Source organism: Mangrovibacter sp. MFB070 (assembly GCF_000705335.1).
Classification (GTDB): Bacteria; Pseudomonadota; Gammaproteobacteria; order Enterobacterales; family Enterobacteriaceae; genus Mangrovibacter; species Mangrovibacter plantisponsor.
Genome location: NZ_JJMI01000008.1, coordinates 76652 through 100663, shown reverse-complemented (window position 1 = coordinate 100663; position 24012 = coordinate 76652). Strand labels below are relative to the sequence as shown.

Here is a 24012-nt window from a genome sequence, read left to right as displayed (position 1 = left end):
TCGTATTTAATTACAGATAATAAAAATGACGGAATCTTCCTGCGTAACAGACACCCAAACGACGGCAACCTGGGCAGAAGGTTGTAAAGACAGCCTGCCGATTGTGATTAGCTACCTGCCCGTCGCTTTTGCTTTCGGGCTGAATGCCACCAAACTGGGATTTACTCCCCTCGAAGCCACCTTTTTTTCCTGCATCGTATATGCCGGGGCCAGCCAGTTTGTGATAACTGCCATGCTGTCTGCTGGCAGTGCTCTGTGGGTGGCGGCCCTGACAGTTATGGCGATGGATGTTCGCCATATCCTGTATGGCCCTTCACTACAGAGCCGTATCCGCACCAGGTTAACAGGTTCGCGCACCGCGCTATGGGCGTTTGGTTTGACCGATGAAGTTTTTGCGGCCGCTACCGCCAAACTGGTGCGCGACAACCGGCGCTGGAGTGAATCCTGGATGGTAGCCATTGCCCTGACTTCCTGGGCGTCCTGGGTATTGGGCACACTGGCGGGGGCATGGTCAGGTAACGGCCTGCTCGATAACTGGCCCGTCGTTGAGGCTTCGCTGAGCTTTATGTTGCCAGCGTTATTTTTAAGTTTCCTGCTGGCTTCATTTCAACGCAAACAGTCATGGTGTGTGGTTGCGGCGCTGGCAGGCGCTGTGCTGGGTATTACTTTGTTTTCAATTCCGGCGGCGATTCTGTGCGGAATCGTCTGCGGTTGTGCTGCAGCATTGATTCAGGCGTTTTATCAGGAGGCCAGCGATGAGCATTGATGTATTAGTACTCGGGCTGTTTGTTGGTTGCGTGAACTACCTGTTCCGTTACCTGCCGCTGCGCCTGAACCGTGGGCAAAACACGCAAAACCGGCGCGGCGCAGTGACTATTTTACTCGACAGTATTGGCATCGCCTCTATTTGCGCGTTACTGGTCGTCTCCACAGCGCCAGACTTAATTAAGCACCACCAACATGTGCTCCCCGTGGCTATCGGTTTCGCCGTTCTGATTGCCAGTTTCTACAAATTACGCACCATTATCATCCCGACATTGCTCAGTGCACTGAGCTTTGGTCTGGCGCTGAAACTGATGAGTGGCGGGTAATTAGCGAACCTTAAGCGCACGAATAATCCATTTACTTTATTTATCACTATAGTTACTATATCGGCTGCAACTAATGAGGTTAATCTAATGGATAGTTCGTTCACGCCCATAGAACAAATGCTTAAGTTTCGTGCCAGCCGCCAAAAAACCTTTCCTTACCAGGAAATTTTGCTGACCCGCTTGTGTATGCACATGCAGGGTAAGCTGCTGGAAAACCGTAATAAAATGCTGAAAGCTCAGGGTATCAATGAAACCCTGTTTATGGCGTTGATCACGCTTGAGTCACAAGAGAACCACAGTATCCAGCCTTCTGAACTAAGCTGTGCACTGGGCTCTTCCCGCACCAATGCCACCCGCATTGCTGATGAACTGGAAAAACGTGGCTGGATTGAACGTCGTGAAAGCGATAATGACAGACGTTGCCTGCACTTGCAGTTAACTGAAAAAGGTAAAGACTTTCTTGATGAAGTATTGCCGCCACAACACAGTTGTCTGCACATGCTCTGGTCATCACTGGATGAACAAGAGAAATCTCAACTCGAGACAATCACGCGTAAATTGCTCCTGCGACTTGACCAGATGGAAGCCGATGAAACCGTGCTTGAAGCGGTACGATAACTCCCCGCATCGAATAGCAAGCCACAACCAGACAGATTCAACCTCAGGCCAGTTGATTACCCGACTGGCCTGTCTGATAAAAACAGGGTCATACCGACCAAACCTAAGAAAATAATAAGATGGTGGAGAATAGTATGAGCGCAAATGCGGAAAATCAGGCACCGCAGCAGCACGCTAAGAAAAAGAAAGGTAAGCGAAAGAACGCGTTACTTTTCCTCACAACACTTTTTGTTGTTATTGCGGTAGGTTACGGAATCTATTGGTTCCTGGTACTACGCCATTATGAAGACACTGACGATGCTTATGTCGCGGGAAACCAGGTCCAGATTATGTCCCAGGTTTCCGGGAGTGTGACAAAAGTATGGGTAGATGACACAGACTTTGTAAAACAAGGCGATACGCTGGTCACTCTCGACCCAACAGATGCACAGCTGGCGCTTGATAAAGCGAAAACCGCACTGGCTTCCAGTGTGCGATCAGTTCACCAATTGATGATCAACAGCAAACAATACGAAGCAAATATTGCTCTGCAAAAAACTGCGTTAACGAAAGCGCAGAATGATTTAAAACGCCGTGTACCATTAGGAACGGATAACCTGATTGGTAAAGAAGAACTGCAACACGCCAAAGATGCCGTAGCCAGTGCCCAGGCTCAGCTTGATGTTGCCGTTCAACAGTACAACGCCAATAAAGCGATGTTGCTGGGCGATAAAATTGAAGACCAGCCAAGTGTAAAACAAGCAGCTGCAGCTGTACGTGATGCCTGGCTTGCTCTGCAACGTACCAATGTTGTCAGCCCGGTAACAGGTTATGTTTCCCGGCGTGCAGTGCAGGTTGGCGGGCAAATCAGTGCTTCCAGCGCCCTGATGGCGATTGTTCCGGCTCACCATATGTGGGTTGACGCTAACTTCAAAGAAACCCAACTGGCGCACATGCGTATTGGGCAGTCTGCTACCGTTGTCAGCGATATCTATGGCGATGACGTGAAATACACCGGTAAAGTAGTTGGCCTTGATATGGGCACCGGGAGCGCCTTCTCGCTGCTGCCAGCACAAAACGCCACCGGTAACTGGATCAAAGTGGTTCAGCGCCTGCCTGTACGTATTGAGCTTGATGAGAAGCAACTGGAACAGCATCCACTGCGTATTGGCCTGTCAACTCTGGTGACTGTTGATACCAGTAACCATGACGGCAAAGTGCTGGCAAGTGAAGTACGTAAAACGCCAGCCTACGTAAGTAACGCGCGTGAAATTTCTCTGGCGCCAGTCAATAAAACCATTGACGATATTATCCGGGCCAACGAAGGGTAAACAGCGGAGGGTGTATGCCACAAAAACCGCTTGAAGGCCCACAACTGGTTGTCATGACCATTGCGCTGGCTCTGGCGACATTCATGCAGGTGCTGGATTCGACAATTGCAAACGTCGCCATTCCCACCATCGCCGGTAACCTTGGCTCTTCGTTGAGCCAGGGGACCTGGGTTATTACCTCATTTGGGGTGGCTAACGCTATCTCCATCCCAATTACCGGCTGGCTTGCCAAACGGGTGGGTGAGGTAAAGTTATTCCTGTGGTCCACCGGTGCTTTTGCCGTGGCCTCCTGGGCGTGCGGGATGTCCAACAGCCTGTCGATGCTGATTTTCTTCCGCGTCATACAGGGTGTGGTTGCAGGCCCGTTGATTCCGCTGTCGCAGAGTTTGCTGCTGAGCAATTATCCTCCGGCCAAACGGAGTATTGCCCTTGCGCTGTGGTCAATGACCGTTATCGTTGCGCCGATTTGCGGCCCTATTCTGGGTGGCTGGATTAGCGATAACTACCACTGGGGCTGGATATTCTTTATCAACGTGCCTATTGGGGTTGTCGTGGTAATGATGACACTGCAAACCCTGCGCGGGCGTGAAACACGCACCGAGCAACGGCGCATAGATGCCATAGGCCTGGCGTTGCTGGTATTAGGTATTGGCTGCCTGCAGGTGATGCTTGACCAGGGGAAAGAGCTCGACTGGTTCAATTCGAAAGAAATTATCATTCTGACGATTGTCGCCGTTGTTTCGCTCTGTTTTCTGGTGGTATGGGAGCTCACTGACGACAACCCCATTGTGGACCTGGCGTTGTTTAAGTCGAGAAACTTTACCATTGGCTGCCTGTGTATCAGCCTTGCTTACATGCTCTACTTTGGCGCGATTGTACTGTTGCCGCAGTTATTGCAGGAAGTCTATGGCTACACAGCAACCTGGGCAGGTTTGGCATCAGCACCAGTCGGGGTTATCCCGGTGATCCTGTCGCCAATCATTGGCCGTTTTGCCCATAAGCTGGATATGCGCCGCCTGGTCACCTTCAGCTTTATTATGTACGCGGTGTGCTTCTACTGGCGGGCATGGACATTCGAACCAGGAATGGATTTTGGCGCTTCTGCCTGGCCGCAGTTCATTCAGGGCTTTGCTGTTGCCTGCTTCTTTATGCCGCTGACGACCATTACGCTTTCCGGCCTGCCGCCGGAGCGCCTGGCCGCAGCATCCAGCCTGTCGAACTTTACGCGTACTCTGGCAGGTTCAATAGGGACGTCTATCACGACAACGATGTGGACCAACCGGGAATCACTGCACCATGCGCAACTGACAGAATCTGTTACGCCGTATAACCCCAACGCGCAACAGATGTACAGCCAGTTAGAAGGTATGGGAATGTCTCACCAGCAGGCTTCCGGGTATATTGCCCAGCAAATCACTAACCAGGGGCTGATTATCTCTGCCAACGAGATATTCTGGATTTCAGCCGCCGTGTTTATTGTTTTGCTGAGCCTGGTGTGGTTTGCCAAACCACCGTTCAGTTCAGGCGGTGGGGGCGGTGGCGCGCACTGACAACCGCAGGTAAAGCGTCAGAACCTGAGCGCGGGCGTTGTAAAGCCCGCGCTTTTTTATTGCGCCATTCCCTGTGCAGTACAGTGCAAAGCAAGCAGCACCAGCTGCAAAATATTTTTCGCCAGAATCCCACCTGCCGCCCATAAAAAAGAGAGGCTCACGGGCCTCTCTTCTGACTGATAACAAACTGATTCAGCTCACCAGAACTGATGGCTGTCAGATATGTAGTTCTTTCAGCTTCTCTTTAGGCAGCGCCAGTTCCTGGTTGCTGTTTACCCCTACGCCACGTTCGATAATATGGCGCGCAATATCCTGAGCTTCAGACAGAGAGTGCATTTCCCAGGTACCACACTGGTAAACATTCAGTTCCGGGATCTGAGACTGATCCTGAACTTTCAGCACATCACTCATTGCCGCTTTCCAGGCATCAGCGACACGCTGTTCGCCAGGCTGGCCAATCAGGCTCATATAGAACCCGGTACGGCAGCCCATCGGGGAAATATCGATGATCTCCACGCCATCACCATTGAGGTGATTACGCATAAAGCCAGCAAACAAGTGTTCAAGGGTATGAATCCCTCGTTCTGGCATAACTTCCTGATTCGGGATACAAAAACGCAGGTCGAATACGGTAATAGTATCGCCATGCGGCGTATGCATCGTTTTCGCTACACGTACCGCTGGTGCGCCCATACGGGTATGGTCAACAGTGAAGCTATCCAACAATGGCATCTGATCACCTCCGATAAGTGATTTTTTTAAAAATAAACTGAACTATTAATTCCGGGGCGAGTCTGAGTATATGAAAGACGCGCATTTGTTATCATCATCCCTGTCCGCAGAGATGAATTATTTGGCCACAGCAATGTGGCCTTTTCTTTTGGTTCATGCCTGGCGGGCAAGCAGAGCCTCAAATGATTCGCTATCGCTTTCTTCCAGCACTTTCTGGCGCGTTACAGACGCATCACGCTCACGGTCAAAATCGGCCTGAGTGAGGATCTCGAGCGGTTCCTTCATTAACAGCTCGCGGTAATGAGCAGCCAGCGCTTTACCTGTACCACCAATACCATTATCGATCATAGATCGTAAAATACGCGCTGAATAGGTTAATTCCGGGTCCTCAAAGCTGGCAACCAGTTGATCGCAAACATTCTGGTAAGCCGGGGTATCTGCCATGGCATCCAGTGTTTGAGCCACACGCCGCAAATCAGCAAACAGAGCCATACCCAATTCTTTCAGAGTATGCTGCGTTGCCTGGCAGCCTGTTTCAAGCATGGCAAACATATCCAGCATCAGGCCAGGTTTGCGCCCTTCAATAATGACTTTGTTCCAGTTTTTACGGGTACAGGCCAACTCATCTCTGTTCATTTCTGGTGCATCAGCAAGCACACACCAAATCATAAACAAGTCGAGGAAACGTACCTGGTTTTCATCCACACCAATAGGTGAGAAGGGGTTAATATCGAGCGAACGTACCTCAATATACTCCACACCACCACGCAGCAACGCATCTGATGGCGATTCACCCGGCCGGGTAACTCGCTTAGGCCGAATCGGGGCATACAGCTCATTTTCAATCTGCAAAATATTGGTGTTCAGCTGTAACCACTGCCCATTCTTTTGCAGCCCCAACTCACTGTATTCCAGTGAAGGAGTATGGATAGCCTGTTTCAGGTTCTCAACATAGCTTGAAAGGTGGTTATAAGTGATATTCAGCTGGCTCTGGGATTTATTGGTATACCCCAGGTCGCTGAGACGTAGTGATGTACCGTATGGCAGGTAATACAGGCCATTTTCCGTCTGCTCAAAAGGCAACGCACTCGGTTTGCCTTGCAGGAACGAAGAGCAAATCGCTGGCGATGCCCCAAACAAATAAGGAATAACCCAGCCAAAACGGTAGTAGTTACGAATCAGGCGGAAATAGCCTTCAGAAATAGCTTCCTTACCACTCACTTCGTCGGTAATGCCAGCTCTCGCCTGCCAGAAAGACAGTGGCAGCGAAAAGTTGTAATGCACGCCAGAAATGGTTTGCATCAATGCCCCGTAACGGTTTTTCAACCCTTCACGGTAGAGTGTTTTAAAACGCCCAAGATTTGAACTGCCATATTGAGCCAGTTCAATATCCTGCCCATTTTCAATAAAACACGGCATACTCAGCGGCCACATCCGTTCATCACCAATGTTGTTCGCTGTATGGCGGTGTAAATCCCGCATAAAGCGCAGCATATGGTCGATATCGCGGTCTACTGGCGTAATAAACTCCAGCAGGGCTTCGGCAAAGTCTGTGGTAATCCATTTATGTGTCAGCGCAGCACCAAGGCTCTCCGGGTGCCCTGTTGTGGCAAGCGAGCCATCAGGTGCAACGCGCAGTGTTTCACGTTCCAGCCCGCGGCGAAGACCCGCAACCGCTTGTGGATGTTGTTCAAGCCAGGCTAATGCCTGTGATACGTCAGGGATCAAATTGACCTCCCGCCTGTCAAAATTCTTCTGTTAAGCATAATTGTAATGGTTGACGAATAAAGGTCACTCCTGGCGAGTAATAATCCTGTTTGCCGGAAACGAAAGTTACCAGGCAGGCTGCTCCAGTATTGTGAGCACTAACACCACACCCTGACCTTTCGCACATCAACAACAATTACCCGCCTGCTGTTTTACCCTTGCCACCATGCCATCCCTTGTACTGTTACCAGCATGATAAATACATAACGCAGTGCCTTACCCAGGCACAACCAGAGGACTACCGGCCCCCAGGCCATACGCAGCCATCCGGCCATTAAACACAACAAATCCCCAATCAACGGTAACCAACTCAATAGTAGCGTAACGGGGCCAAACCGATTTAACCACTGTAAGGCCCTGTCATGCCGTTGACTGGTTTCCCGCAACGGGAACAGGCGCCCTAGAATAACGTTTGTCAGACCGCCAAGGCTATTACCGATTGATGCGGTTATGACTAATAACCAGGGGGAACTGTTTCCGGCAAGTAATAACCCCGCCAGCACAGCCTCCGAACTTCCTGGTAACAATGTGGCACTCAGAAAGCTACTGGTAAATAAAGACAGAACGGGTAGCCAGTCATTCACAGTGTGCGAACGTCCACAACAGCCATTCCAGCTCGTTGTGCGGCCTCAATACCAAAATCCGCATCTTCAAATACGATACACTTATGTGCTGCCACCCCCATTAACTCGGCACAGCGCAAAAATGTATCAGGAGCAGGTTTATGGTGCTCGACGTCATCGGCGGTGACTACAGCATCAAAGTACTGGCGTAGCCCCAGATGATTTAACAGCAACCCGGCCACACGGCTTTCACTCCCGGTGCCAACCGCCATCGGTTTCTTGCCATACCAGGCTTTCACCACTTCAATTAAAGGTAATGGTGTCACGCTGTCCAGCAACATGGTTTTTACCAGCGCTGTTTTTTCATCTGCCAGCGCATGAGGAGAGAGTGAGCCATTATTCCAGTTGATAATCGCCTCGGCGATTTTCCAGGTGGGAGCGCCATTCAGGGCGATAATGGCCTGTTCATCCAGTTGCATATCATAGCGAGCCAGTACGGTACGCCAGGCTTTACGATGCGTGGGTTCGGTATCCAGAATTGTGCCGTCCATATCGAATATCAGGCCATCATACTGTGTATACATCGAAACCTCCGGCAAGATGAAAAGAGAGGCTACTTTAGCGCACCTGGTAATATTTGTCGCTGCCAAAGGTGTATTGCCCGCATTTACCTGCCGAATTAACCCTTTTAATAAAAAGGGAATTCTGTTTATATCGCCTGTTTATATTATCTGTTCACACCGGCCACCAGGATAGCTCAGGTAAGCACAGGTTAACGATTAAACCGAAGCAGTAAGAGCACAGGCGGCAGAGTGCTGAAATAAAGCAGCAAACAGAAATCAAGTTAGTGGATTAAATCAGGAAAATTCAGAGAGAGTGTGTGGAATATACAGAGGAACAAGAAGATGGTGCATCCGGGAGGATTCGAACCTCCGACCGCTCGGTTCGTAGCCGAGTACTCTATCCAGCTGAGCTACGGATGCATCGGGTATGACATAAAACTGGCGCATAAAAGCAGAAATGGTGCATCCGGGAGGATTCGAACCTCCGACCGCTCGGTTCGTAGCCGAGTACTCTATCCAGCTGAGCTACGGATGCATCGGAATAACTACTTTACTGCTAACCTTTATTACTACTAAAGCAATAAAGGATATAACGCATTCTGAAAGGCTCTGTACTGCATTACCTTTCTTACCATTGGGTTAACAATGGCAACCTCACGACCACTACATTGATGTAGTGCGTTTACTACCCGCTATTGGTGAGTAAACAAGAGATGGTGCATCCGGGAGGATTCGAACCTCCGACCGCTCGGTTCGTAGCCGAGTACTCTATCCAGCTGAGCTACGGATGCAAAATGGCGGTGAGAGAGGGATTCGAACCCTCGATGCAGCTTTTGACCGCATACTCCCTTAGCAGGGGAGCGCCTTCAGCCTCTCGGCCATCTCACCACACGCCTCTTGCGAGGAACCCCGAAGAACTTGTTTCTGCTCATCGGCGTTGCGTGGCGCACATATTACTTTCTGGGACTTATAAGTCAAACAATTTTTCCGGAGTTCTAATCGTTTGCACATTTCACAAACAATTCGCCTGTTTTACCAGCGTGAAGCTGCCTTTTTACCCACAAACAAAGCCTGTCACGCCACTTAAGGCGCAGCAATGTTATGGCATCAGAGCAAGAAAACAGACAGGGAAAACGACAAAAATACGGAAAAAACCAATTAAAGGCCATGAAGGGAGCGCCTCGCACAAAATGCGAGACGCTTTAGATCAGTAGCTGGACTGTTGTGACTTTTCAGCCTGGATACGCTGGTAAATTTCTTCACGGTGTACAGAAACTTCTTTCGGGGCATTCACACCAATGCGCACCTGGTTACCTTTTACCCCAAGAACTGTCACGGTTACCTCATCACCAATCATGAGGGTTTCACCAACTCGACGAGTCAGAATCAGCATTCTTTGCTCCTTGAAAGATTAAAAGAGTCGGGTTGCTTGTACCCCGGCCTATCCATCATATAACGAGTACCGCCATGGATGACAAACACATATGTGTCAGAAGTCATTGCACAGCCTGCTGTTACTTAGTTTAGCCGATATACGACACTTCAACCCGACTTTATCATTTTTGCCAGCGCGTTAAAGTCTTAGCGCCATTTATTCACGAAATGGCGCACGTTACGCTTATAATTTTACAGTTTGGCGGCTACCCAGCTTTCAACACTGGCCAGCGCACCTGGCAGTGCCTGTGCATCAGACCCACCGGCCTGAGCCATATCGGGACGGCCACCACCTTTACCACCAACTTGCTGTGCAACCATGCCGATCAGCTCACCCGCTTTAATACGGTCGGTCAGATCTTTAGATACCCCGGCAATCAACGAAACTTTCCCTTCTGCAGCTGTCCCCAGGACAATTACAGTGGAGCCAAGTTGGTTTTTGAGGTCGTCTACCATCGTGCGCAACATTTTCGGTTCAACATCGCTCAACTCACTCACCAGCAGCTTAATGCCTTTCACATCGACAGCTTTGCTGGACAGGCTGGCACTTTCTTGTACCGCCTGCTGAGCTTTAAGTTGCTGCAATTCTTTCTCAAGCTGACGTGTCCGGTCAATCACAGCACGAACTTTATCACCTAAATTGTGACTGTCGCCCTTGAGTAATTGTGCTATATCCGTCAACTCGTCGCTTTGGTTATGCATCACAGCCACCGCACCTTCACCTGTTACGGCTTCAATACGGCGAACACCTGCTGCAGTACCTGACTCAGCAACAATATGGAACAGGCCGATATCCCCGGTTCTGCTGGCGTGAGTACCACCACACAGTTCAGTCGAGAAATCGCCCATGCTCAGTACACGCACGCGCTCATCGTATTTTTCACCGAACAGCGCCATGGCCCCTTTCTCTTTTGCTGCATCCAGGTCCATCACGTGGGTTTCAATCGGCAAGTTACGGCGAATCTGTGCGTTAACAATATCTTCTACCGCACGAATCTCTTCCGGCTTCATCGCTTCAAAATGCGAGAAGTCGAAACGCAGTGCTTTATCATTAACCAGTGAACCTTTCTGCGCAACATGAGTGCCAAGCACCTGACGCAGTGCCGCATGCAATAAGTGCGTTGCAGAGTGGTTAAGGCGAATACGTGAGCGGCGCGCCTCATCAACCTGGGCATTCACGCTGTCGCCAACTTTAAGAACACCCGTTGAGACAGTACCCTGGTGGCCAATTGCCTGGCCATATTTCTGTGTATCAGACACAGTGAAGGTGGCATTAGCAGACTTCAGTTCACCAGTATCACCAACCTGGCCACCAGACTCACCATAGAACGGGGTTTTATCCAGCACAACAACGGCTTCCTGCCCGGCAGCAACCTGTTCGGTTTGCTTACCATCGACAAACAGTGCAGTTACTTTGCCAGTCACAGCCAGTTCTTCGTAGCCTTTAAATTCAGAGGCATCATCAACGCGAATCATCGCATTGTAATCCGCGCCAAAACCGCTGGATTCACGGGCACGGCGGCGTTGTGATTCCATTGCAGCTTCAAAACCCGCTTCATCAACTTTGATGTTGCGCTCACGGCACACATCTGCAGTTAAGTCTACCGGGAAGCCGTAGGTATCATACAGGCGGAAAGCTGTTTCGCCATCCAGGGTATCCCCTTTCAGTTGTGCCAGCTCTTCATCCAGCAGTGCCAGACCGCGTTCCAGTGTACGGGCAAATTGCTCTTCTTCCGTTTTCAGTACTTGCTCAACCAAAGCCTGCTGGCGTTGCAAATCTTCGCCTGCCGCACCCATAACCTGAACTAATGGCGCAACCAGTTTGTAGAAGAAGGTGTCTTTCGCACCCAGCATATTACCGTGACGAATTGCACGGCGAATAATACGGCGCAGGACATAACCACGGTTTTCATTGGATGGTGTTACACCATCGGCAATCAGGAATGCACAGGAACGAATATGGTCGGCAATTACTCGCAGTGATTTGCTGCCCAAATCCGTCGCACCAGTTACTTCAGCAACTGATTTGATAAGATTGCGGAACAAATCGATATCGTAGTTTGAATTCACATGCTGCAGAACAGCGGCAATACGCTCCAGCCCCATACCGGTATCAACCGAAGGCTTCGGTAGCGGAACCATAGAGCCGTCAGCCTGGCGGTTAAACTGCATGAAGACGATGTTCCAGATTTCAATATAGCGGTCGCCGTCTTCTTCCGGGCTCCCCGGAGGCCCACCCCAAATATGGTCGCCATGATCATAGAAAATTTCAGAACATGGACCACAAGGACCGGTATCACCCATCTGCCAGAAGTTATCTGATGCGTAAGGCGCGCCTTTATTATCGCCAATGCGAATAATACGCTCACGCGGAACACCAACTTCTTTTTCCCAGATAGCGTACGCCTCGTCATCGCTTTCATAGACGGTTACCCAGAGGCGGTCTTTGGGCAGGTTGAACCACTGCTCACCTGTCAGCAGTTCCCAGGCGAACTGGATAGCATCATGCTTGAAGTAATCACCAAAGCTGAAGTTACCCAGCATTTCAAAGAAGGTGTGATGGCGTGCGGTGTAACCTACGTTTTCGAGGTCATTATGTTTACCACCGGCCCGCACACAACGCTGCGCGGTTGTCGCACGCGAGTAATTACGTTTATCAAGACCAAGGAAAACATCCTTGAACTGGTTCATCCCGGCGTTGGTAAACAGCAATGTCGGGTCGTTATTTGGAATCAGGGAGCTACTTGCAACAACCTGATGTCCCTTGCTATGGAAAAAGTCGAGAAACGCCTGACGGATCTCAGCGGTGCTCTTGCTCATAATTATCCTGAAATCAAGCTAACGGAGTCTTGTAAAACCACCATGATAAACGCTATTACGCTTTCATGTGCGCTTTTACCGGGAAAAAAGTGGGAATAAGATATGTTTTCTTAGCGGGGAAGTAAAATCCCTATGCGCCCGGTTGGTAAAAATTCTGTCACAGCTCATCATATTCTGAGTAAATCTGCTGTATCTCTTCCATGTAAAAACCACGGTATTGCAGGAAACGTTGCACTTTGATTTTCTCCGGGAAGCCCGCAGGCAGTGGGGTACCGAATTTACGCTGGGCTACGTCCCGGGCCAGTGCGCACCAGTCGCCTTCAAAAGCTATAAAAGCGCTGTCAATTTCGTCACGCCCTACGCCTTTCTGCTGCATTTCCTGGCGGATGCGTTGTGCCCCATACCCTTTACGGTAACGGCTTTCAATGAAACGCACTGCAAAACGGCTGTCATCAAGCCAGTTATGTTCACGGCAAGTGTTAATAACCTGTTCAATTTCCTCTGGCCGCACAGCCTCTGTCTCCTGTTCTTTACTGAACCGGGAAGGAGTAGCTAGTTTACGGCGTAATTCCAGTTCACTGTGGTCACGCATAGCCAGCATGCGCACTGCGCGTTCCTGCAAACCACGCACCCGCTCTTCAGGTGTTTTTGGCGTGTTTTTTCTCTGTGTGGTACGCGGCACAGGTGCATTTTGTCGCCCGTGAATTACCCGGCCTGGTAATGATTCATCTTCACCCGGCTTCCCTGATGTATTTTGCCGCACCTTTTGCTCATACGGCTCGCAAGGTTCAACGGAAAGAGAGGACGGTTTGGATGAAGGGGAACGGGGCATAAAAGTGGACTCCAGAAATAGTTCAGGGCTGCCGAAGCAGCCCTGATTATATTCAGTACATTCGCTCTGTACATTTGCGCTGTACATTCGTTCAGTAAATTCATGCAATGCATTCATTCCCAAAAACAATTCCAAACGATGCATCAAAACAGTTATTCAAAACAATAGCTCAGAATAATCATTCAGAACTGCCTGTAACCAGAACGACGTACCTTCAGCACAGTGCGCCTGGATTAAAACTCTTCCTGCGCGTTGTCTGCATGGTCTTCTGTTTCATCAGCAGAGAAATCAGGCGTGCTGTCCTGGTTATTTAGCAGCATTTCACGCAGCTTGCTTTCAATCACTTTGGCAACAGCTTCATTCTCTTTCAGGTAGCTGGTGGCATTTGCTTTACCCTGGCCAATTTTGTCGCCATTGTAGCTGTACCATGCACCTGCTTTTTCAATCAGCTTATGCTTCACACCCAGGTCAACCAGCTCGCCGTAGAAGTTAATACCTTCGCCGTAGAGGATCTGGAACTCAGCCTGTTTAAACGGTGCGGCAATTTTATTTTTCACAACCTTAACGCGGGTTTCACTCCCCACCACGTTATCACCTTCTTTCACCGCGCCAATACGGCGGATGTCCAGGCGAACAGAGGCATAGAACTTCAGTGCGTTACCACCCGTAGTGGTTTCCGGGTTACCGAACATCACACCAATCTTCATGCGGATCTGGTTGATGAAAATAAGCAGCGTATTGGACTGTTTCAGGTTACCGGCAAGCTTACGCATTGCCTGGCTCATCATACGTGCAGCCAGCCCCATGTGCGAATCACCGATTTCGCCTTCAATTTCAGCTTTTGGTGTCAGTGCCGCAACGGAGTCAACAACGAGAACGTCGACAGCGCCGGAACGTGCCAGTGCATCACAAATTTCCAGAGCCTGTTCGCCAGTATCCGGCTGTGAACACAGCAGGTTATCAATATCAACGCCCAGTTTACGGGCATAGACGGGGTCAAGGGCGTGTTCTGCATCGATGAACGCACAGGTTTTACCTTCACGCTGCGCGGCAGCAATAACCTGCAGTGTCAGTGTTGTTTTACCTGATGATTCTGGCCCATAAATCTCTACGATACGGCCCATCGGCAAGCCACCTGCACCCAGAGCGATATCCAGGGAGAGTGAACCGGTGGAGATCGTTTCCACATCCATAGTGCGGTCTTCACCCAGGCGCATGATGGAGCCTTTACCGAATTGTTTTTCAATTTGGCCCAGTGCTGCCGCCAACGCTTTTTGCTTGTTTTCGTCGATAGCCATTTTTACTCCTGTCATGCAGCCCAGAGTGATTGCTCTACCTGCTGCGTCTCACGAATGCTGTTTTGTTGAACTGATTATACTGTACAATCATACAGTATCAAGCAATTTGTAGAAAATCTTCAGCCAGGGTTTTAAGAGCAAAGGCTGTCGCCTGGCGGCGCACTGCTTCTCTGTCACCACTAAAACACTGGCGGCAGGCGGTTACTTTCCCGTTTTGGGCGCTGAACCCAAACCAGACAGTACCCACCGGTTTTTCCGCACTTCCACCGCCCGGGCCCGCAATACCACTGACTGCAATAGCGAAAGAGGCTTCAGCCGCCTGCATGGCTCCCAGAGCCATTTCACGGACAACCTGCTCACTGACCGCGCCATAACTCAGTAATGTTTCCGGGAGAACGCCAATCATTGCCTGTTTGGCATCATTACTGTAAGTCACGAAACCACGCTCAAACCAGGCGGAACTCCCGGCGATATCAGTAATGACTTTCGCAATCCAGCCCCCGGTGCAGGACTCGGCTGTCGTCAGTGTTGCTTTCTGTTGCAGCAGCGCTTCACCTACCTGTTCACTGAGCTGCATTAAAGCCTGGTCACTCATTATATTGCCCATTGTACCTCCACTTTTTTTGCGCTGGCTACGCGCGCCAGCCCGCAATGCCCGGAAGTGTTCAACTCTGCGGGCTGTGCCGAAAAACACGCCCGCAGACGGGCACTGACGCAGAGCATACCGCCCTCAGGGCAAATACCTATTGCCCTCGCGCCTGGGAAACTGCCAGCCCCAGTTGCCAAACTGCCATTGCATAATGGGTACTGTGGTTATAACGGGTTATGGCATAAAAGTTTGGCAGCCCGTACCAGTACTGATAAGAAGTGCCCATATCCAGCCTTAACAGGCTGACTTGCTGATGTGTGCCAAGAGGTTGCTGTGGCGTTAACCCCGCCATTGTCAGCATCGACGGGCTGTATTTCGTGTTGTAACCGCTATCCAGACCAGGAGCCTGGCCATTTGCCATAATAGCGACCTGGTCGCCAGGCACCCAGCCGTTGGCTTTAAAGTAATTAGCAACACTACCAATCGCATCAACCGGATCCCATAAATTAATATGGCCATCACCGTTAAAATCAACCGCATATTGTTTAAAGGAGGAAGGCATAAACTGCCCATAGCCCATCGCCCCGGCGAAAGATCCACGTAAATCCAGCGGATCATCGCCTTCAGAGCGGGCCATCAGCAAGAAGGTTTCCAGTTCCCCCTGGAAATAAGTGGCACGGCGTGGGTAATCAAAGGAGAGCGTCGCCAGCGCATCAAGTATGCGGGTTTTCCCCATTACTCTGCCCCAGCGCGTTTCTACACCAATAATACCCACGATAATTTCCGGTGGAACGCCGTACACCTGCCATGCACGGTTAAGTGCATCCTGATACTGATTCCAGAACACCACACCATTTTGTACGTTGTCGGGTGTAATAAATTTTTGGCGGTAACGCAACCATGCGCCATTTGGCCCGGTAGGAGCGGTTGCCGTTGGCGCCTGCCTGTCCATCAGGCGCAGAACATAATCAAGGCGTTTCGCCTGAGATAAGATCTCGTGGAGTTGCTGGCGGTCAAAACCATGTTTACTGACCATCATATCAATAAACTGTTCTGCGACCGGGTTTGTGGCGAAATCACCACTCAGCACCATCTGGTTATGTTGTGGATCCAACAAAAAACCGCCAGATGGCGAGCCCACAGTGGGTGCAGCTACTGGCGTTTGTGTTTGGGGTTTACTGCTGCACGCTGTGAGTAATAGCGCAACAGGAAGCATAAGAGCATAACGACGTTTCAGCATGAGTTGTCCATAAATAGCAGCCGAAATTAAAGTGCCTTAATGGTAAATCAACTTCCGGCTGCCAGGTAGCGTAACAAGCGTGAAAGCACAGGTTTTTACGATTCGTCCTGTTTTCATCCTCATCCCTTCACACACAAACAAAACACCTGTTATGCCGAATAAAGCCTGTCAAAGTTATCAACGAGACAAACAATGCGCACCGAAAAGTTTCGACAGGTATGAGATACAGTAGAAGTTTGCAACGATAGTGGATTTGTCACCAATGTTACATAAAAGAGAAATCTTTCATCCTCTCAATATGGTGTTTTTAATGTAACCACAAGCGTGACAAAAATCTCACTTAAACACCTCAGCAGACATGAACAAAGGCATTAATTGACTTAAGTCAAATTATTCTAAATAAAACAAAATTAGTTTATAAATTTCAATGGATTATAAAAGGATTTTCCGTGGCACTACATGGTAAGTTTGTAATCAATGATGCTGATTTCTCCCCCTTAACGATTTATGGCGTCGGCACTTTTATGGCTTTTTCTGGTAAGGGAGCGTATCGCAATCGTGGGGCTTGTGCGCATATTCCGACAGAAGGCCCCATTCCACCGGGTAAGTACTGGATCGTGGAAAGAGGGCAAGGAGGCGGATTATCTAAAATGTGGGGAGGCGTGAAAGATTTATATAACAAGATTGCGAGCGGTTCCGAATTCATGCGCTCTGAATGGTTTGCACTCTATCGCGATGGTATCAGTATTAGCGATTATACATGGGTTAATAGTGTTCAACGCGGCCTTTTCCGTCTTCACCCGGGAACGATTTCTGAAGGGTGCATTACTCTTCCCCATAATTCCGATTACTCCCGGTTACGAAATGCATTATTAAACACCCCCCAGATTTCTGTTCCCTGCATGAAGAATTTAAAAGCTTATGGAAGCATTGAGGTTATCATAAATGGTTCTAAAAATTGCTAAAGTACTGGGTGTCGTAATCAGTAAGATAGTTTTATTTCTCGCAATTTTTACCATTGCAGCAAGGCTGATAGATGCATCAACTTTTATCAGTTATGACAAATCAGCACATTTTGGTGAATGGCTACACGGCTATCGGGCTCCGGAAAATTATGATGATCTGTGGTTTGTTGTGAATGCAGGTTTATCAATGATAAGTGCTGTTGTCTCCTATAACATAGTGATGTGGGTAATCAGAAAAGTGCGCCAATAATGGCGCACCAGCAATTAACGCATATTCCATGCATCTGTATGTTTTACGTTACCATCTACATAGTGCCAGGTGATTTTTTCATATTGCATACCTACTGATTCCATATGGTTTATTTGAGAATTAGCAGCATATTTAATATTAGGCATTCCCGGATTAACGCCAGTGATTTTCACACCTTCAATCAGCATAATGAAATAACACTCTTCATGTCCGGCATCGTTTATTTTATACCAACGTAATTCACCACTTTTAAGTGTTTGCCCTTGAGAAACAGCCTTATACAGATATGGGCTGGATGCATCGAACTCTTTCTCAATCATGAACGGTGAGTGGTTACGAGTACCAGTAATTTTACCATTTGCCGGGTCAACAGGGAGATTAAGCCCATGGCTAAAACCAACAACTTCAATGCTACCTTCCCGCCCCTGGACATCAACAGAGCCCTTGATGTGTGAACCGCCATCGTCATACAGCCACAAATAACCAGGAATTGGCATATAAATTTCCTTATTTATCAATGAAAATGGAAATTCATACTAATATAAAGTCCTTTCTGGCACCTGACATAAATCAATCAAGAATAGAAAAGTGCCAGGAAATGAGAAATGGGTTTTACTGAGCAAAAACTCTTACCAACTGCCTGCCTCCACGCACAATTCCCCGCCCTTCCTCCACATACCGCATCCCCCCACTCAGTCGGTGATAAAAACGGCTCGATCACGATCAATAACCTTTCACATCGAAATATTTATCTTTCACAATGAGATCAAGTTAACACATTTTAATGTTTCATTTTGATTATGATAAGCCATCACTTCATAACAAGTGACCCTCACTACCCGACAGGAGAATAAGAATGATTGATGTCATAACACACAGTGCCGAATGGTTTATCGGGCTGTTTCAGAAGGGAGGCACCGTCTTCACCGGCATGGTGACAGGCATATTGCCGCTGTTGATCAGTTTGCTGGTTGTCATGAATGCGCTGATCAATTTCATTGGGCAGGACAGAATTGAACGCCTGGCACAACGCTGTGCAGGTAACCCGGTATCACGTTACTTGCTGCTGCCGGTTATTGGCACATTTGTGTTCTGTAACCCAATGACACTGAGCCTGGGGCGTTTTATGCCGGAAAAATACAAACCCAGCTATTACGCCGCCGCATCCTACAGTTGCCACTCAATGAACGGGTTATTTCCACATATCAACCCGGGTGAGCTTTTCGTCTACCTGGGCATTGCCAATGGCCTGACAACCCTCGGCCTGCCGTTGGCGCCACTTGCCGTCAGCTATTTATTTGTCGGCATGGTGACTAACTTCTTCCGTGGCTGGATAACCGATCTCACCACCTCCATTTTTGAGAAAAAAATGGGGATCCAGTTAGCCCGTCAGGTTCAACTCTAAAGGACAACCATTATGCGTACCGTTCAAATTGTTAAAGGCACTGGCGGCTGGGGTGGCCCACTCACACTGGCCGTAGAACCGGGTAAAAAGATTGTCTACATCACTGCAGGAACGCGCCCGGCAATTGTGGATAAACTCAGCGAACTGACCGGATGGGAAGCGGTGGATGGCTTTAAAGAAGGTGAGCCCCCCGCAGAAGAGATTGGTGTCGCGGTTATTGACTGCGGAGGCACCTTGCGGTGCGGTATCTACCCTAAACGCCGTATCCCAACCGTCAACATTCATTCAACCGGGAAATCGGGCCCACTTGCCCAATTTATTGTGGAAGATATTTATGTTTCCGGCGTGAAAGAACACAACATTTCACTGGTGGGCGAAGGCGAAGCACAACCCTCACAGCCCACTTCTGTTGCCAACCCCGTAGTACAGGCAGAAGCAAAACAGCAAACAACCCGGGACTATGACACCAGCAAAAAAATCACCGAACAAAGTGATGGCCTGCTGGCAAAAATTGGTATGGGGATGGGCTCTGTTGTTGCGGTCTTCTTCCAGGCCGGGCGCGATACCATTGATACCGTTCTGAAAACTATTTTGCCTTTTATGGCGTTTGTTTCAGCTCTGATAGGCATCATTATGGCTTCCGGCCTGGGCGACTGGATTGCCCATGGTCTGGCACCTCTGGCAAGCAACCCTATAGGCCTGGTCATACTGGCATTGATTTGTTCCTTTCCGTTTCTTTCACCTTTTCTCGGCCCAGGTGCGGTCATCGCTCAGGTTATCGGCGTGCTGATTGGCGTGCAAATTGGCCTTGGCAATATTCCACCGCATCTGGCACTGCCAGCCTTATTTGCCATCAACGCACAAGCCGCCTGCGACTTCGTACCTGTTGGGTTGTCACTGGCAGAAGCACGCCAGGATACCGTTCGGGTTGGGGTGCCTTCCGTGCTGGTTGGCCGTTTCCTGACAGGCGCGCCAACCGTGCTAATCGCATGGCTGGTGTCCGGCTTTATTTATCAGTGAGGTACCGAATGCAAACTATTTATCAGACCACCATTACTCATATTGGCGAAAACGCGTGTGACGCACTGCTCGACAACATGCTGATTACTTTCCGTGAAGGGGCTCCGGCAGACATTGAAGCGTTCTGTTTTATCCATAACCACGGCGCGCTGAATGCAGACCTGGTACCCGGTTGCACACTGGAACTGGCCGGGCACAACTACCCCGTCACAGCAGTAGGCTCCGTTGCCGGGCAAAACTTACGCGAGCTGGGGCATATCACCTTGCGCTTCGATGGCAGTGAACAGGCGGAATACCCCGGGTGTGTTCATGTTGCCGGGCAAACGCCAGGCGACATTCCCACGGGCAGCACTATCAAATTTATTGCTTAACAGGTTATTTAAGGAGTTACACATGAATCAGGTTGCCGTTGTCATTGGTGGGGGACAAACTCTTGGCGCGTTCCTTTGCCATGGGCTTGCACAAGAAGGGTATCGCGTAGCGGTTGTTGATATTCAAAGCGACAAAGCCTCGCGCGTTGCACAAACCATTAACGATGAATTTGGTGAAGGCACAGCCTGCGGGTTTGGCGCCGATGCCACCAGCGAACAAAGCGTCATGGCGGTTGCTCGTGGTGTGGATGAGATTTTTGGCCGGGTTGATTTGCTGGTGTACAGCGCCGGTATTGCTAAAGCCGCATTTATTTCCGACTTCGCACTGGGCGATTTTGACCGCTCATTGCAAGTAAACCTGGTTGGGTACTTTCTGTGTGCGCGTGAGTTTTCACGCCTGATGATTCGCGACAATATCCAGGGCCGTATTATTCAGATTAACTCGAAGTCCGGGAAAGTGGGGAGCAAACATAACTCGGGGTACAGTGCGGCAAAATTTGGTGGTGTAGGGCTGACACAATCGCTGGCGCTGGACCTGGCTGAATACGGGATTACCGTCCACTCACTAATGCTTGGCAACCTGCTGAAATCCCCTATGTTCCAGTCACTGTTACCGCAATATGCACAGAAACTCGGGATCCAACCAGACCAGGTTGAACAATATTACATTGATAAAGTTCCGCTAAAACGCGGCTGTGATTACCAGGATGTACTGAACTTATTGCTGTTTTACGCCAGTGACAAAGCCTCTTATTGCACCGGGCAGTCAATCAACGTAACTGGTGGGCAGGTCATGTTTTAACACTACATGATGCCTTACCCTGCTGTGCGGGCCACTTCTCTGTGGGTAAGTGGCCCTTGCCAGTGTACAGCACTATGCGGTTATTCATGCACCGTGGTTATTCAGGTGCAGCTACTAATGTGTAGTAGCTAAACACTTGCAGGTAACAGAATAAGCACAATGAAAGGAGACATCTATGGTTAGCGCGCTGATTACTCTCGCCGCCATTGCCTGGTTCAGCCAGATGGTTCTGGGAGCATGGCAAATATACCGTTTTAACCGGGCATTTGATGCACTGTGCCTGAAAGGCCGGGTAGGTGTTGGCCGTTCTGGAGGGCGTTTTCGCCCCAGAGTGCTGGTTGCCATTGCTCTCGATGAACAAGAACGTGTTATTGATTCATTTCTGATGAAAGGGCTAACTATTTTTGCAAAACCCAAGGCACTTCCCAATATTCAGGGGCTTTCAAAGCAACAATTACAATCTGATGTGATCTTTCCCAATGATCAGAACTGTCAGAATGCTCTATTATTAGCGCTTAAACTGAAACAAAGATAATTTCGTTTTGAACGCTTATGGCTTGCGAAGTTATCATTTTGCAAATTTTGTAAGGTCAGCTAATGAAACCACGTCAACGCCAGGCCGCCATTCTTGAGCATCTGCAGAAACAAGGTAAATCTTCGGTAGAAGAACTGGCCCAGTTCTTTGCCACCACAGGAACCACCATTCGCAAGGATCTGGTGTCACTGGAAAACGCCGGTACCGTCATACGCACTTACGGTGGCGTGATGCTGAACAAAGACGAAGCCGATCCGCCCATTGATCACAAAACCCTGATTAATACCCACCAAAAACAAGAAATTGCCCACACCGCTGTTGGTTTTATTCAGGATGGTGACTCCATTATTCTGGATGCCGGGAGTACCGTATTGCAGATGGTGCCGCTGCTTGAGCACTTTAATAACATCACGGTAATGACCAACAGCCTGCATATCGTCAATGCGCTTTCTGAGCTGGACAACGAACAGACCATCCTGATGCCGGGCGGCACATTTCGCAAAAAATCCGCCTCATTCCATGGGCAACTGGCCGAAAACGCCTTTGAGCACTTCAGCTTCGATAAATTATTCATGGGTACCGATGGTATTGATCTGAATGCAGGCGTAACCACGTTTAATGAAGTATTTACTGTCAGCAAAGCAATGTGTAACGCCGCAAGGCAGGTTATTCTGATGGCAGACTCCACCAAATTTGGGCGCAAAAGCCCGAACGTTGTGTGTGGATTAGACCAGGTAGATATATTGATAACGGACAATGGCATCAGCCCGGAATTCCACAAAGCACTGGAAGACTCCGGGATAAAAGTCATTATTACAGGAGAAAATAATGAGTGATTCTCTGCTCGCCGCCGCCAAAAACACCCTGCTTCTGGAGTTACATGAAGCCAGTAAATTACCAGAGCGTCTTGATGAAGGCTTTCTGAAAGCAGCCAAAGCAGTGCTGCACTGCAATGGAAAAGTGATTGTGTCCGGGATGGGTAAATCCGGCCATATTGGCAGAAAACTGGCCGCGACACTTGCCAGTACCGGGACACCGGCTTTCTTTGTTCACCCGGCAGAAGCGCTGCATGGTGATTTGGGCATGATTGAATCGCGCGATATCCTGTTATTTATCTCCTATTCCGGCACAGCAAAAGAGCTGGATTTTATCCTTCCCCGCCTGGCTGAAAAGCAAGTGTTATTACTGGCGATAACTGGCAAGAACACCTCTCCCCTGGCTCAGGCAGCGCACGCAGTTATTGATATTTCGATTGAGCGTGAAGCCTGCCCCATGCACCTGGCTCCCACCTCCAGTACCGTAAATACCCTGATGATGGGCGATGCGCTGGCAATGGCGGTGATGCAGGCTCGCGGGTTTAATGAAGAAGATTTTGCCCGCTCTCACCCTGCCGGGGCGCTCGGTGCACGCTTACTCAACCGGGTACACCATTTGATGCGTCAGGGCGAAAATGTGCCGCAGGTGGCAGACAGCGCAACAGTAATGGATGCAATGCTGGAATTAAGCCGTACCGGCCTGGGAATGGTCCCCGTCGTTAATACCCACACTGAAGTCAGCGGTGTCTTTACCGATGGTGATTTAAGGCGTTGGCTGGTTGGTGGCGGCAAACTGGAAGACTGTGTCACGCAGGCAATGACCCGTGGCGGGTTTACATTGAATGCCGACAGCCGTGCTGTAGAAGCAAAAGAACAACTTATGAACCGGCGCATCAGCGCTGCACCCGTCACTGACAGTAATCACAAACTGGCAGGGGCTATTAACCTGCAAGACTTCTGGCAGGCTGGCATTTTATAACGCCACTACCGCTCTGGCAGAAAGAGTATTTTCAGATACAAAACAACCGGAAAAAGCCGCGCTCACGCGGCTTCGTCCGGCTGTTCCCTCAGCGACCATTAATTATTTGGTCAGTTCTGCGGTCATATGAACCTGGTTACCATCACGGGCTTCAGTGATGTGGTAAGACGCACCATCCTGTTTAGCCTGAGCAGCAATTTTTGCTTCTGCACCATCCAGAGTGCTGGCAGTGGCAGTCACAGTTTGTGCAAAGCTTGCAGAAGAAACCAGGGTTAACGCAGCAACAGCAAAAAGAGTTTTCATCATTTTCATGGTCTTGTTCCTTATTCAATCCATCTTTCAATCTTGGTAAAAGGCGCCGTGCCTTCGATGGGTGAAATAATAACCCTGGAAATTATTAGCAGAGTAGCAAAAAGTGCGATCCAGATCACTTTCTTATATTCGGGAAATAAAAACGCAACAC

Annotated in this window: 26 protein-coding genes and 4 tRNA genes; 14 read left to right on the top strand and 16 right to left on the bottom strand. The window is 49.4% G+C overall.

The window, feature by feature from the left end; all coding sequences use genetic code 11:
- Window positions 1-25: 25 nt before the first annotated feature.
- The 5 genes from DT73_RS03290 to emrB all read left to right on the top strand — a co-directional run bounded on the left by DT73_RS03290 (window position 26) and on the right by emrB (window position 4569).
- The gene (locus DT73_RS03290; protein WP_036103859.1) at window positions 26-766 is read left to right on the top strand and encodes an AzlC family ABC transporter permease; all 741 of its coding nucleotides are present in this window, start codon (window positions 26-28) and stop codon (window positions 764-766) included.
- Window positions 756-1091 (top strand): L-valine transporter subunit YgaH, encoded by a 336-nt coding sequence (gene ygaH, locus DT73_RS03285; RefSeq protein ID WP_036103858.1) that lies wholly within the window; start codon window positions 756-758, stop codon window positions 1089-1091. The genes DT73_RS03290 and ygaH overlap by 11 nt, the downstream gene beginning before the upstream one ends.
- A gap of 87 nt (window positions 1092-1178) precedes the next feature.
- Window positions 1179-1709: a transcriptional repressor MprA gene (gene mprA, locus DT73_RS03280; RefSeq protein WP_036103847.1), complete on the top strand. Its 531-nt coding sequence runs from the start codon at window positions 1179-1181 to the stop codon at window positions 1707-1709.
- A 134-nt stretch (window positions 1710-1843) separates the two neighbouring features.
- Window positions 1844-3019, top strand: coding sequence for a multidrug efflux MFS transporter periplasmic adaptor subunit EmrA (emrA, locus tag DT73_RS03275; RefSeq protein ID WP_036103845.1), 1176 nt, complete (start codon window positions 1844-1846; stop codon window positions 3017-3019).
- Between the two features lie 14 nt (window positions 3020-3033).
- A complete protein-coding gene (gene emrB, locus DT73_RS03270) occupies window positions 3034-4569 on the top strand; it encodes a multidrug efflux MFS transporter permease subunit EmrB (protein ID WP_036103842.1) in 1536 nt (511 codons plus the stop codon).
- 216 nt (window positions 4570-4785) lie between these two features.
- Here emrB and luxS read toward each other — a convergent pair whose 3' ends face one another.
- The 14 genes from luxS to mltB all read right to left on the bottom strand — a co-directional run bounded on the left by luxS (window position 4786) and on the right by mltB (window position 16407).
- Window positions 4786-5301: an S-ribosylhomocysteine lyase gene (gene luxS / locus DT73_RS03265; protein ID WP_036103839.1), complete on the bottom strand. Its 516-nt coding sequence runs from the start codon at window positions 5299-5301 to the stop codon at window positions 4786-4788.
- 153 nt (window positions 5302-5454) lie between these two features.
- Window positions 5455-7029, bottom strand: coding sequence for a glutamate--cysteine ligase (gshA, locus tag DT73_RS03260; protein ID WP_036103836.1), 1575 nt, complete (start codon window positions 7027-7029; stop codon window positions 5455-5457).
- Window positions 7030-7220: 191 nt separating this feature from the next.
- The gene (locus DT73_RS03255) at window positions 7221-7652 is read right to left on the bottom strand and encodes a YqaA family protein (protein WP_036103834.1); all 432 of its coding nucleotides are present in this window, start codon (window positions 7650-7652) and stop codon (window positions 7221-7223) included.
- Window positions 7649-8215: a fructose-1-phosphate/6-phosphogluconate phosphatase gene (yqaB, locus tag DT73_RS03250; RefSeq protein WP_036103831.1), complete on the bottom strand. Its 567-nt coding sequence runs from the start codon at window positions 8213-8215 to the stop codon at window positions 7649-7651. The genes DT73_RS03255 and yqaB overlap by 4 nt, the downstream gene beginning before the upstream one ends.
- Window positions 8216-8537: 322 nt before the next feature.
- A tRNA-Arg gene (locus DT73_RS03245) sits at window positions 8538-8614 on the bottom strand.
- A gap of 38 nt (window positions 8615-8652) precedes the next feature.
- Window positions 8653-8729 (bottom strand) — tRNA-Arg (locus DT73_RS03240).
- 179 nt (window positions 8730-8908) lie between these two features.
- Window positions 8909-8985, bottom strand: a tRNA-Arg gene (locus DT73_RS03235).
- A gap of 4 nt (window positions 8986-8989) precedes the next feature.
- Window positions 8990-9082, bottom strand: a tRNA-Ser gene (locus DT73_RS03230).
- A 319-nt stretch (window positions 9083-9401) separates the two neighbouring features.
- Complete coding sequence (csrA, locus tag DT73_RS03225) at window positions 9402-9587, bottom strand: carbon storage regulator CsrA (protein WP_000906486.1); 186 nt, start codon at window positions 9585-9587, stop codon at window positions 9402-9404.
- Window positions 9588-9820: 233 nt separating this feature from the next.
- Window positions 9821-12448 (bottom strand): alanine--tRNA ligase, encoded by a 2628-nt coding sequence (alaS, locus tag DT73_RS03220; RefSeq protein ID WP_036103825.1) that lies wholly within the window; start codon window positions 12446-12448, stop codon window positions 9821-9823.
- A 157-nt stretch (window positions 12449-12605) separates the two neighbouring features.
- Window positions 12606-13049, bottom strand: coding sequence for a regulatory protein RecX (locus tag DT73_RS03215; protein ID WP_152552476.1), 444 nt, complete (start codon window positions 13047-13049; stop codon window positions 12606-12608).
- 464 nt (window positions 13050-13513) lie between these two features.
- Window positions 13514-14578, bottom strand: a complete 1065-nt coding sequence (recA, locus tag DT73_RS03210) for a recombinase RecA (RefSeq protein WP_036103823.1) — start codon at window positions 14576-14578, stop codon at window positions 13514-13516.
- A gap of 97 nt (window positions 14579-14675) precedes the next feature.
- Window positions 14676-15173: a nicotinamide-nucleotide amidase gene (pncC, locus tag DT73_RS03205; RefSeq protein ID WP_036104113.1), complete on the bottom strand. Its 498-nt coding sequence runs from the start codon at window positions 15171-15173 to the stop codon at window positions 14676-14678.
- Between the two features lie 148 nt (window positions 15174-15321).
- On the bottom strand, window positions 15322-16407 hold the full coding sequence (gene mltB, locus DT73_RS03200; protein ID WP_036103821.1) for a lytic murein transglycosylase B: 1086 nt from the start codon (window positions 16405-16407) through the stop codon (window positions 15322-15324).
- A 449-nt stretch (window positions 16408-16856) separates the two neighbouring features.
- On the opposite strand from mltB, the gene DT73_RS03195 reads away from it, so the two are divergent.
- Together DT73_RS03195 and DT73_RS03190 are read left to right on the top strand one after the other, a co-directional pair.
- Window positions 16857-17372, top strand: coding sequence for a DUF2778 domain-containing protein (locus DT73_RS03195; protein ID WP_036103817.1), 516 nt, complete (start codon window positions 16857-16859; stop codon window positions 17370-17372).
- A complete protein-coding gene (locus tag DT73_RS03190) occupies window positions 17353-17622 on the top strand; it encodes a hypothetical protein (protein WP_051691251.1) in 270 nt (89 codons plus the stop codon). The genes DT73_RS03195 and DT73_RS03190 overlap by 20 nt, the downstream gene beginning before the upstream one ends.
- Before the next feature lie 14 nt (window positions 17623-17636).
- Here DT73_RS03190 and DT73_RS03185 read toward each other — a convergent pair whose 3' ends face one another.
- A complete protein-coding gene (locus tag DT73_RS03185; RefSeq protein ID WP_036103810.1) occupies window positions 17637-18119 on the bottom strand; it encodes a type VI secretion system tube protein TssD in 483 nt (160 codons plus the stop codon).
- Between the two features lie 359 nt (window positions 18120-18478).
- On the opposite strand from DT73_RS03185, the gene DT73_RS03180 reads away from it, so the two are divergent.
- The 7 genes from DT73_RS03180 (at window position 18479) to gutQ (ending at window position 23549) form a co-directional block, all read left to right on the top strand.
- A complete protein-coding gene (locus DT73_RS03180) occupies window positions 18479-19027 on the top strand; it encodes a PTS glucitol/sorbitol transporter subunit IIC (protein ID WP_036103805.1) in 549 nt (182 codons plus the stop codon).
- 12 nt (window positions 19028-19039) lie between these two features.
- Window positions 19040-20047: a PTS glucitol/sorbitol transporter subunit IIB gene (locus tag DT73_RS03175; RefSeq protein ID WP_036103802.1), complete on the top strand. Its 1008-nt coding sequence runs from the start codon at window positions 19040-19042 to the stop codon at window positions 20045-20047.
- Window positions 20048-20055: 8 nt separating this feature from the next.
- Complete coding sequence (gene srlB, locus DT73_RS03170; protein ID WP_036103799.1) at window positions 20056-20418, top strand: PTS glucitol/sorbitol transporter subunit IIA; 363 nt, start codon at window positions 20056-20058, stop codon at window positions 20416-20418.
- Window positions 20419-20440: 22 nt separating this feature from the next.
- Window positions 20441-21220, top strand: a complete 780-nt coding sequence (gene srlD, locus DT73_RS03165; protein WP_036103796.1) for a sorbitol-6-phosphate dehydrogenase — start codon at window positions 20441-20443, stop codon at window positions 21218-21220.
- 175 nt (window positions 21221-21395) lie between these two features.
- Window positions 21396-21755 (top strand): transcriptional regulator GutM, encoded by a 360-nt coding sequence (gutM, locus tag DT73_RS03160; protein WP_036103793.1) that lies wholly within the window; start codon window positions 21396-21398, stop codon window positions 21753-21755.
- 62 nt (window positions 21756-21817) lie between these two features.
- A complete protein-coding gene (locus tag DT73_RS03155; RefSeq protein WP_036103790.1) occupies window positions 21818-22591 on the top strand; it encodes a DNA-binding transcriptional repressor in 774 nt (257 codons plus the stop codon).
- Window positions 22584-23549, top strand: coding sequence for an arabinose-5-phosphate isomerase GutQ (gutQ, locus tag DT73_RS03150; RefSeq protein WP_036103787.1), 966 nt, complete (start codon window positions 22584-22586; stop codon window positions 23547-23549). Before DT73_RS03155 ends, gutQ begins: the two co-directional genes overlap by 8 nt.
- A 102-nt stretch (window positions 23550-23651) precedes the next feature.
- On the opposite strand, the gene DT73_RS03145 is transcribed toward gutQ, so the two are convergent.
- On the bottom strand, window positions 23652-23861 hold the full coding sequence (locus tag DT73_RS03145) for a DUF1471 domain-containing protein (RefSeq protein ID WP_036103785.1): 210 nt from the start codon (window positions 23859-23861) through the stop codon (window positions 23652-23654).
- Window positions 23862-24012 lie beyond the last annotated feature (151 nt).

What these genes read in the sequence shown, in the direction of transcription:
- gutM (WP_036103793.1), top strand. Translation starts at nt 21,396, where the DNA reads ATGGTTAGCGCGCTGATTACTCTCGCCGCCATTGCCTGGTTCAGCCAG.
- emrA (WP_036103845.1), top strand. Translation starts at nt 1,844, where the DNA reads ATGAGCGCAAATGCGGAAAATCAGGCACCGCAGCAGCACGCTAAGAAA.
- DT73_RS03175 (WP_036103802.1), top strand. Translation starts at nt 19,040, where the DNA reads ATGCGTACCGTTCAAATTGTTAAAGGCACTGGCGGCTGGGGTGGCCCA.
- ygaH (WP_036103858.1), top strand. Translation starts at nt 756, where the DNA reads ATGAGCATTGATGTATTAGTACTCGGGCTGTTTGTTGGTTGCGTGAAC.
- DT73_RS03215 (WP_152552476.1), bottom strand. Translation starts at nt 13,049, where the DNA reads ATGCTGGCTATGCGTGACCACAGTGAACTGGAATTACGCCGTAAACTA.
- pncC (WP_036104113.1), bottom strand. Translation starts at nt 15,173, where the DNA reads ATGAGTGACCAGGCTTTAATGCAGCTCAGTGAACAGGTAGGTGAAGCG.
- mltB (WP_036103821.1), bottom strand. Translation starts at nt 16,407, where the DNA reads ATGCTGAAACGTCGTTATGCTCTTATGCTTCCTGTTGCGCTATTACTC.
- csrA (WP_000906486.1), bottom strand. Translation starts at nt 9,587, where the DNA reads ATGCTGATTCTGACTCGTCGAGTTGGTGAAACCCTCATGATTGGTGAT.
- emrB (WP_036103842.1), top strand. Translation starts at nt 3,034, where the DNA reads ATGCCACAAAAACCGCTTGAAGGCCCACAACTGGTTGTCATGACCATT.
- alaS (WP_036103825.1), bottom strand. Translation starts at nt 12,448, where the DNA reads ATGAGCAAGAGCACCGCTGAGATCCGTCAGGCGTTTCTCGACTTTTTC.
- srlD (WP_036103796.1), top strand. Translation starts at nt 20,441, where the DNA reads ATGAATCAGGTTGCCGTTGTCATTGGTGGGGGACAAACTCTTGGCGCG.
- gutQ (WP_036103787.1), top strand. Translation starts at nt 22,584, where the DNA reads ATGAGTGATTCTCTGCTCGCCGCCGCCAAAAACACCCTGCTTCTGGAG.
- srlB (WP_036103799.1), top strand. Translation starts at nt 20,056, where the DNA reads ATGCAAACTATTTATCAGACCACCATTACTCATATTGGCGAAAACGCG.
- DT73_RS03290 (WP_036103859.1), top strand. Translation starts at nt 26, where the DNA reads ATGACGGAATCTTCCTGCGTAACAGACACCCAAACGACGGCAACCTGG.
- luxS (WP_036103839.1), bottom strand. Translation starts at nt 5,301, where the DNA reads ATGCCATTGTTGGATAGCTTCACTGTTGACCATACCCGTATGGGCGCA.
- mprA (WP_036103847.1), top strand. Translation starts at nt 1,179, where the DNA reads ATGGATAGTTCGTTCACGCCCATAGAACAAATGCTTAAGTTTCGTGCC.
- recA (WP_036103823.1), bottom strand. Translation starts at nt 14,578, where the DNA reads ATGGCTATCGACGAAAACAAGCAAAAAGCGTTGGCGGCAGCACTGGGC.
- DT73_RS03155 (WP_036103790.1), top strand. Translation starts at nt 21,818, where the DNA reads ATGAAACCACGTCAACGCCAGGCCGCCATTCTTGAGCATCTGCAGAAA.
- DT73_RS03180 (WP_036103805.1), top strand. Translation starts at nt 18,479, where the DNA reads ATGATTGATGTCATAACACACAGTGCCGAATGGTTTATCGGGCTGTTT.
- DT73_RS03145 (WP_036103785.1), bottom strand. Translation starts at nt 23,861, where the DNA reads ATGAAAATGATGAAAACTCTTTTTGCTGTTGCTGCGTTAACCCTGGTT.
- yqaB (WP_036103831.1), bottom strand. Translation starts at nt 8,215, where the DNA reads ATGTATACACAGTATGATGGCCTGATATTCGATATGGACGGCACAATT.
- DT73_RS03190 (WP_051691251.1), top strand. Translation starts at nt 17,353, where the DNA reads ATGGTTCTAAAAATTGCTAAAGTACTGGGTGTCGTAATCAGTAAGATA.
- DT73_RS03185 (WP_036103810.1), bottom strand. Translation starts at nt 18,119, where the DNA reads ATGCCAATTCCTGGTTATTTGTGGCTGTATGACGATGGCGGTTCACAC.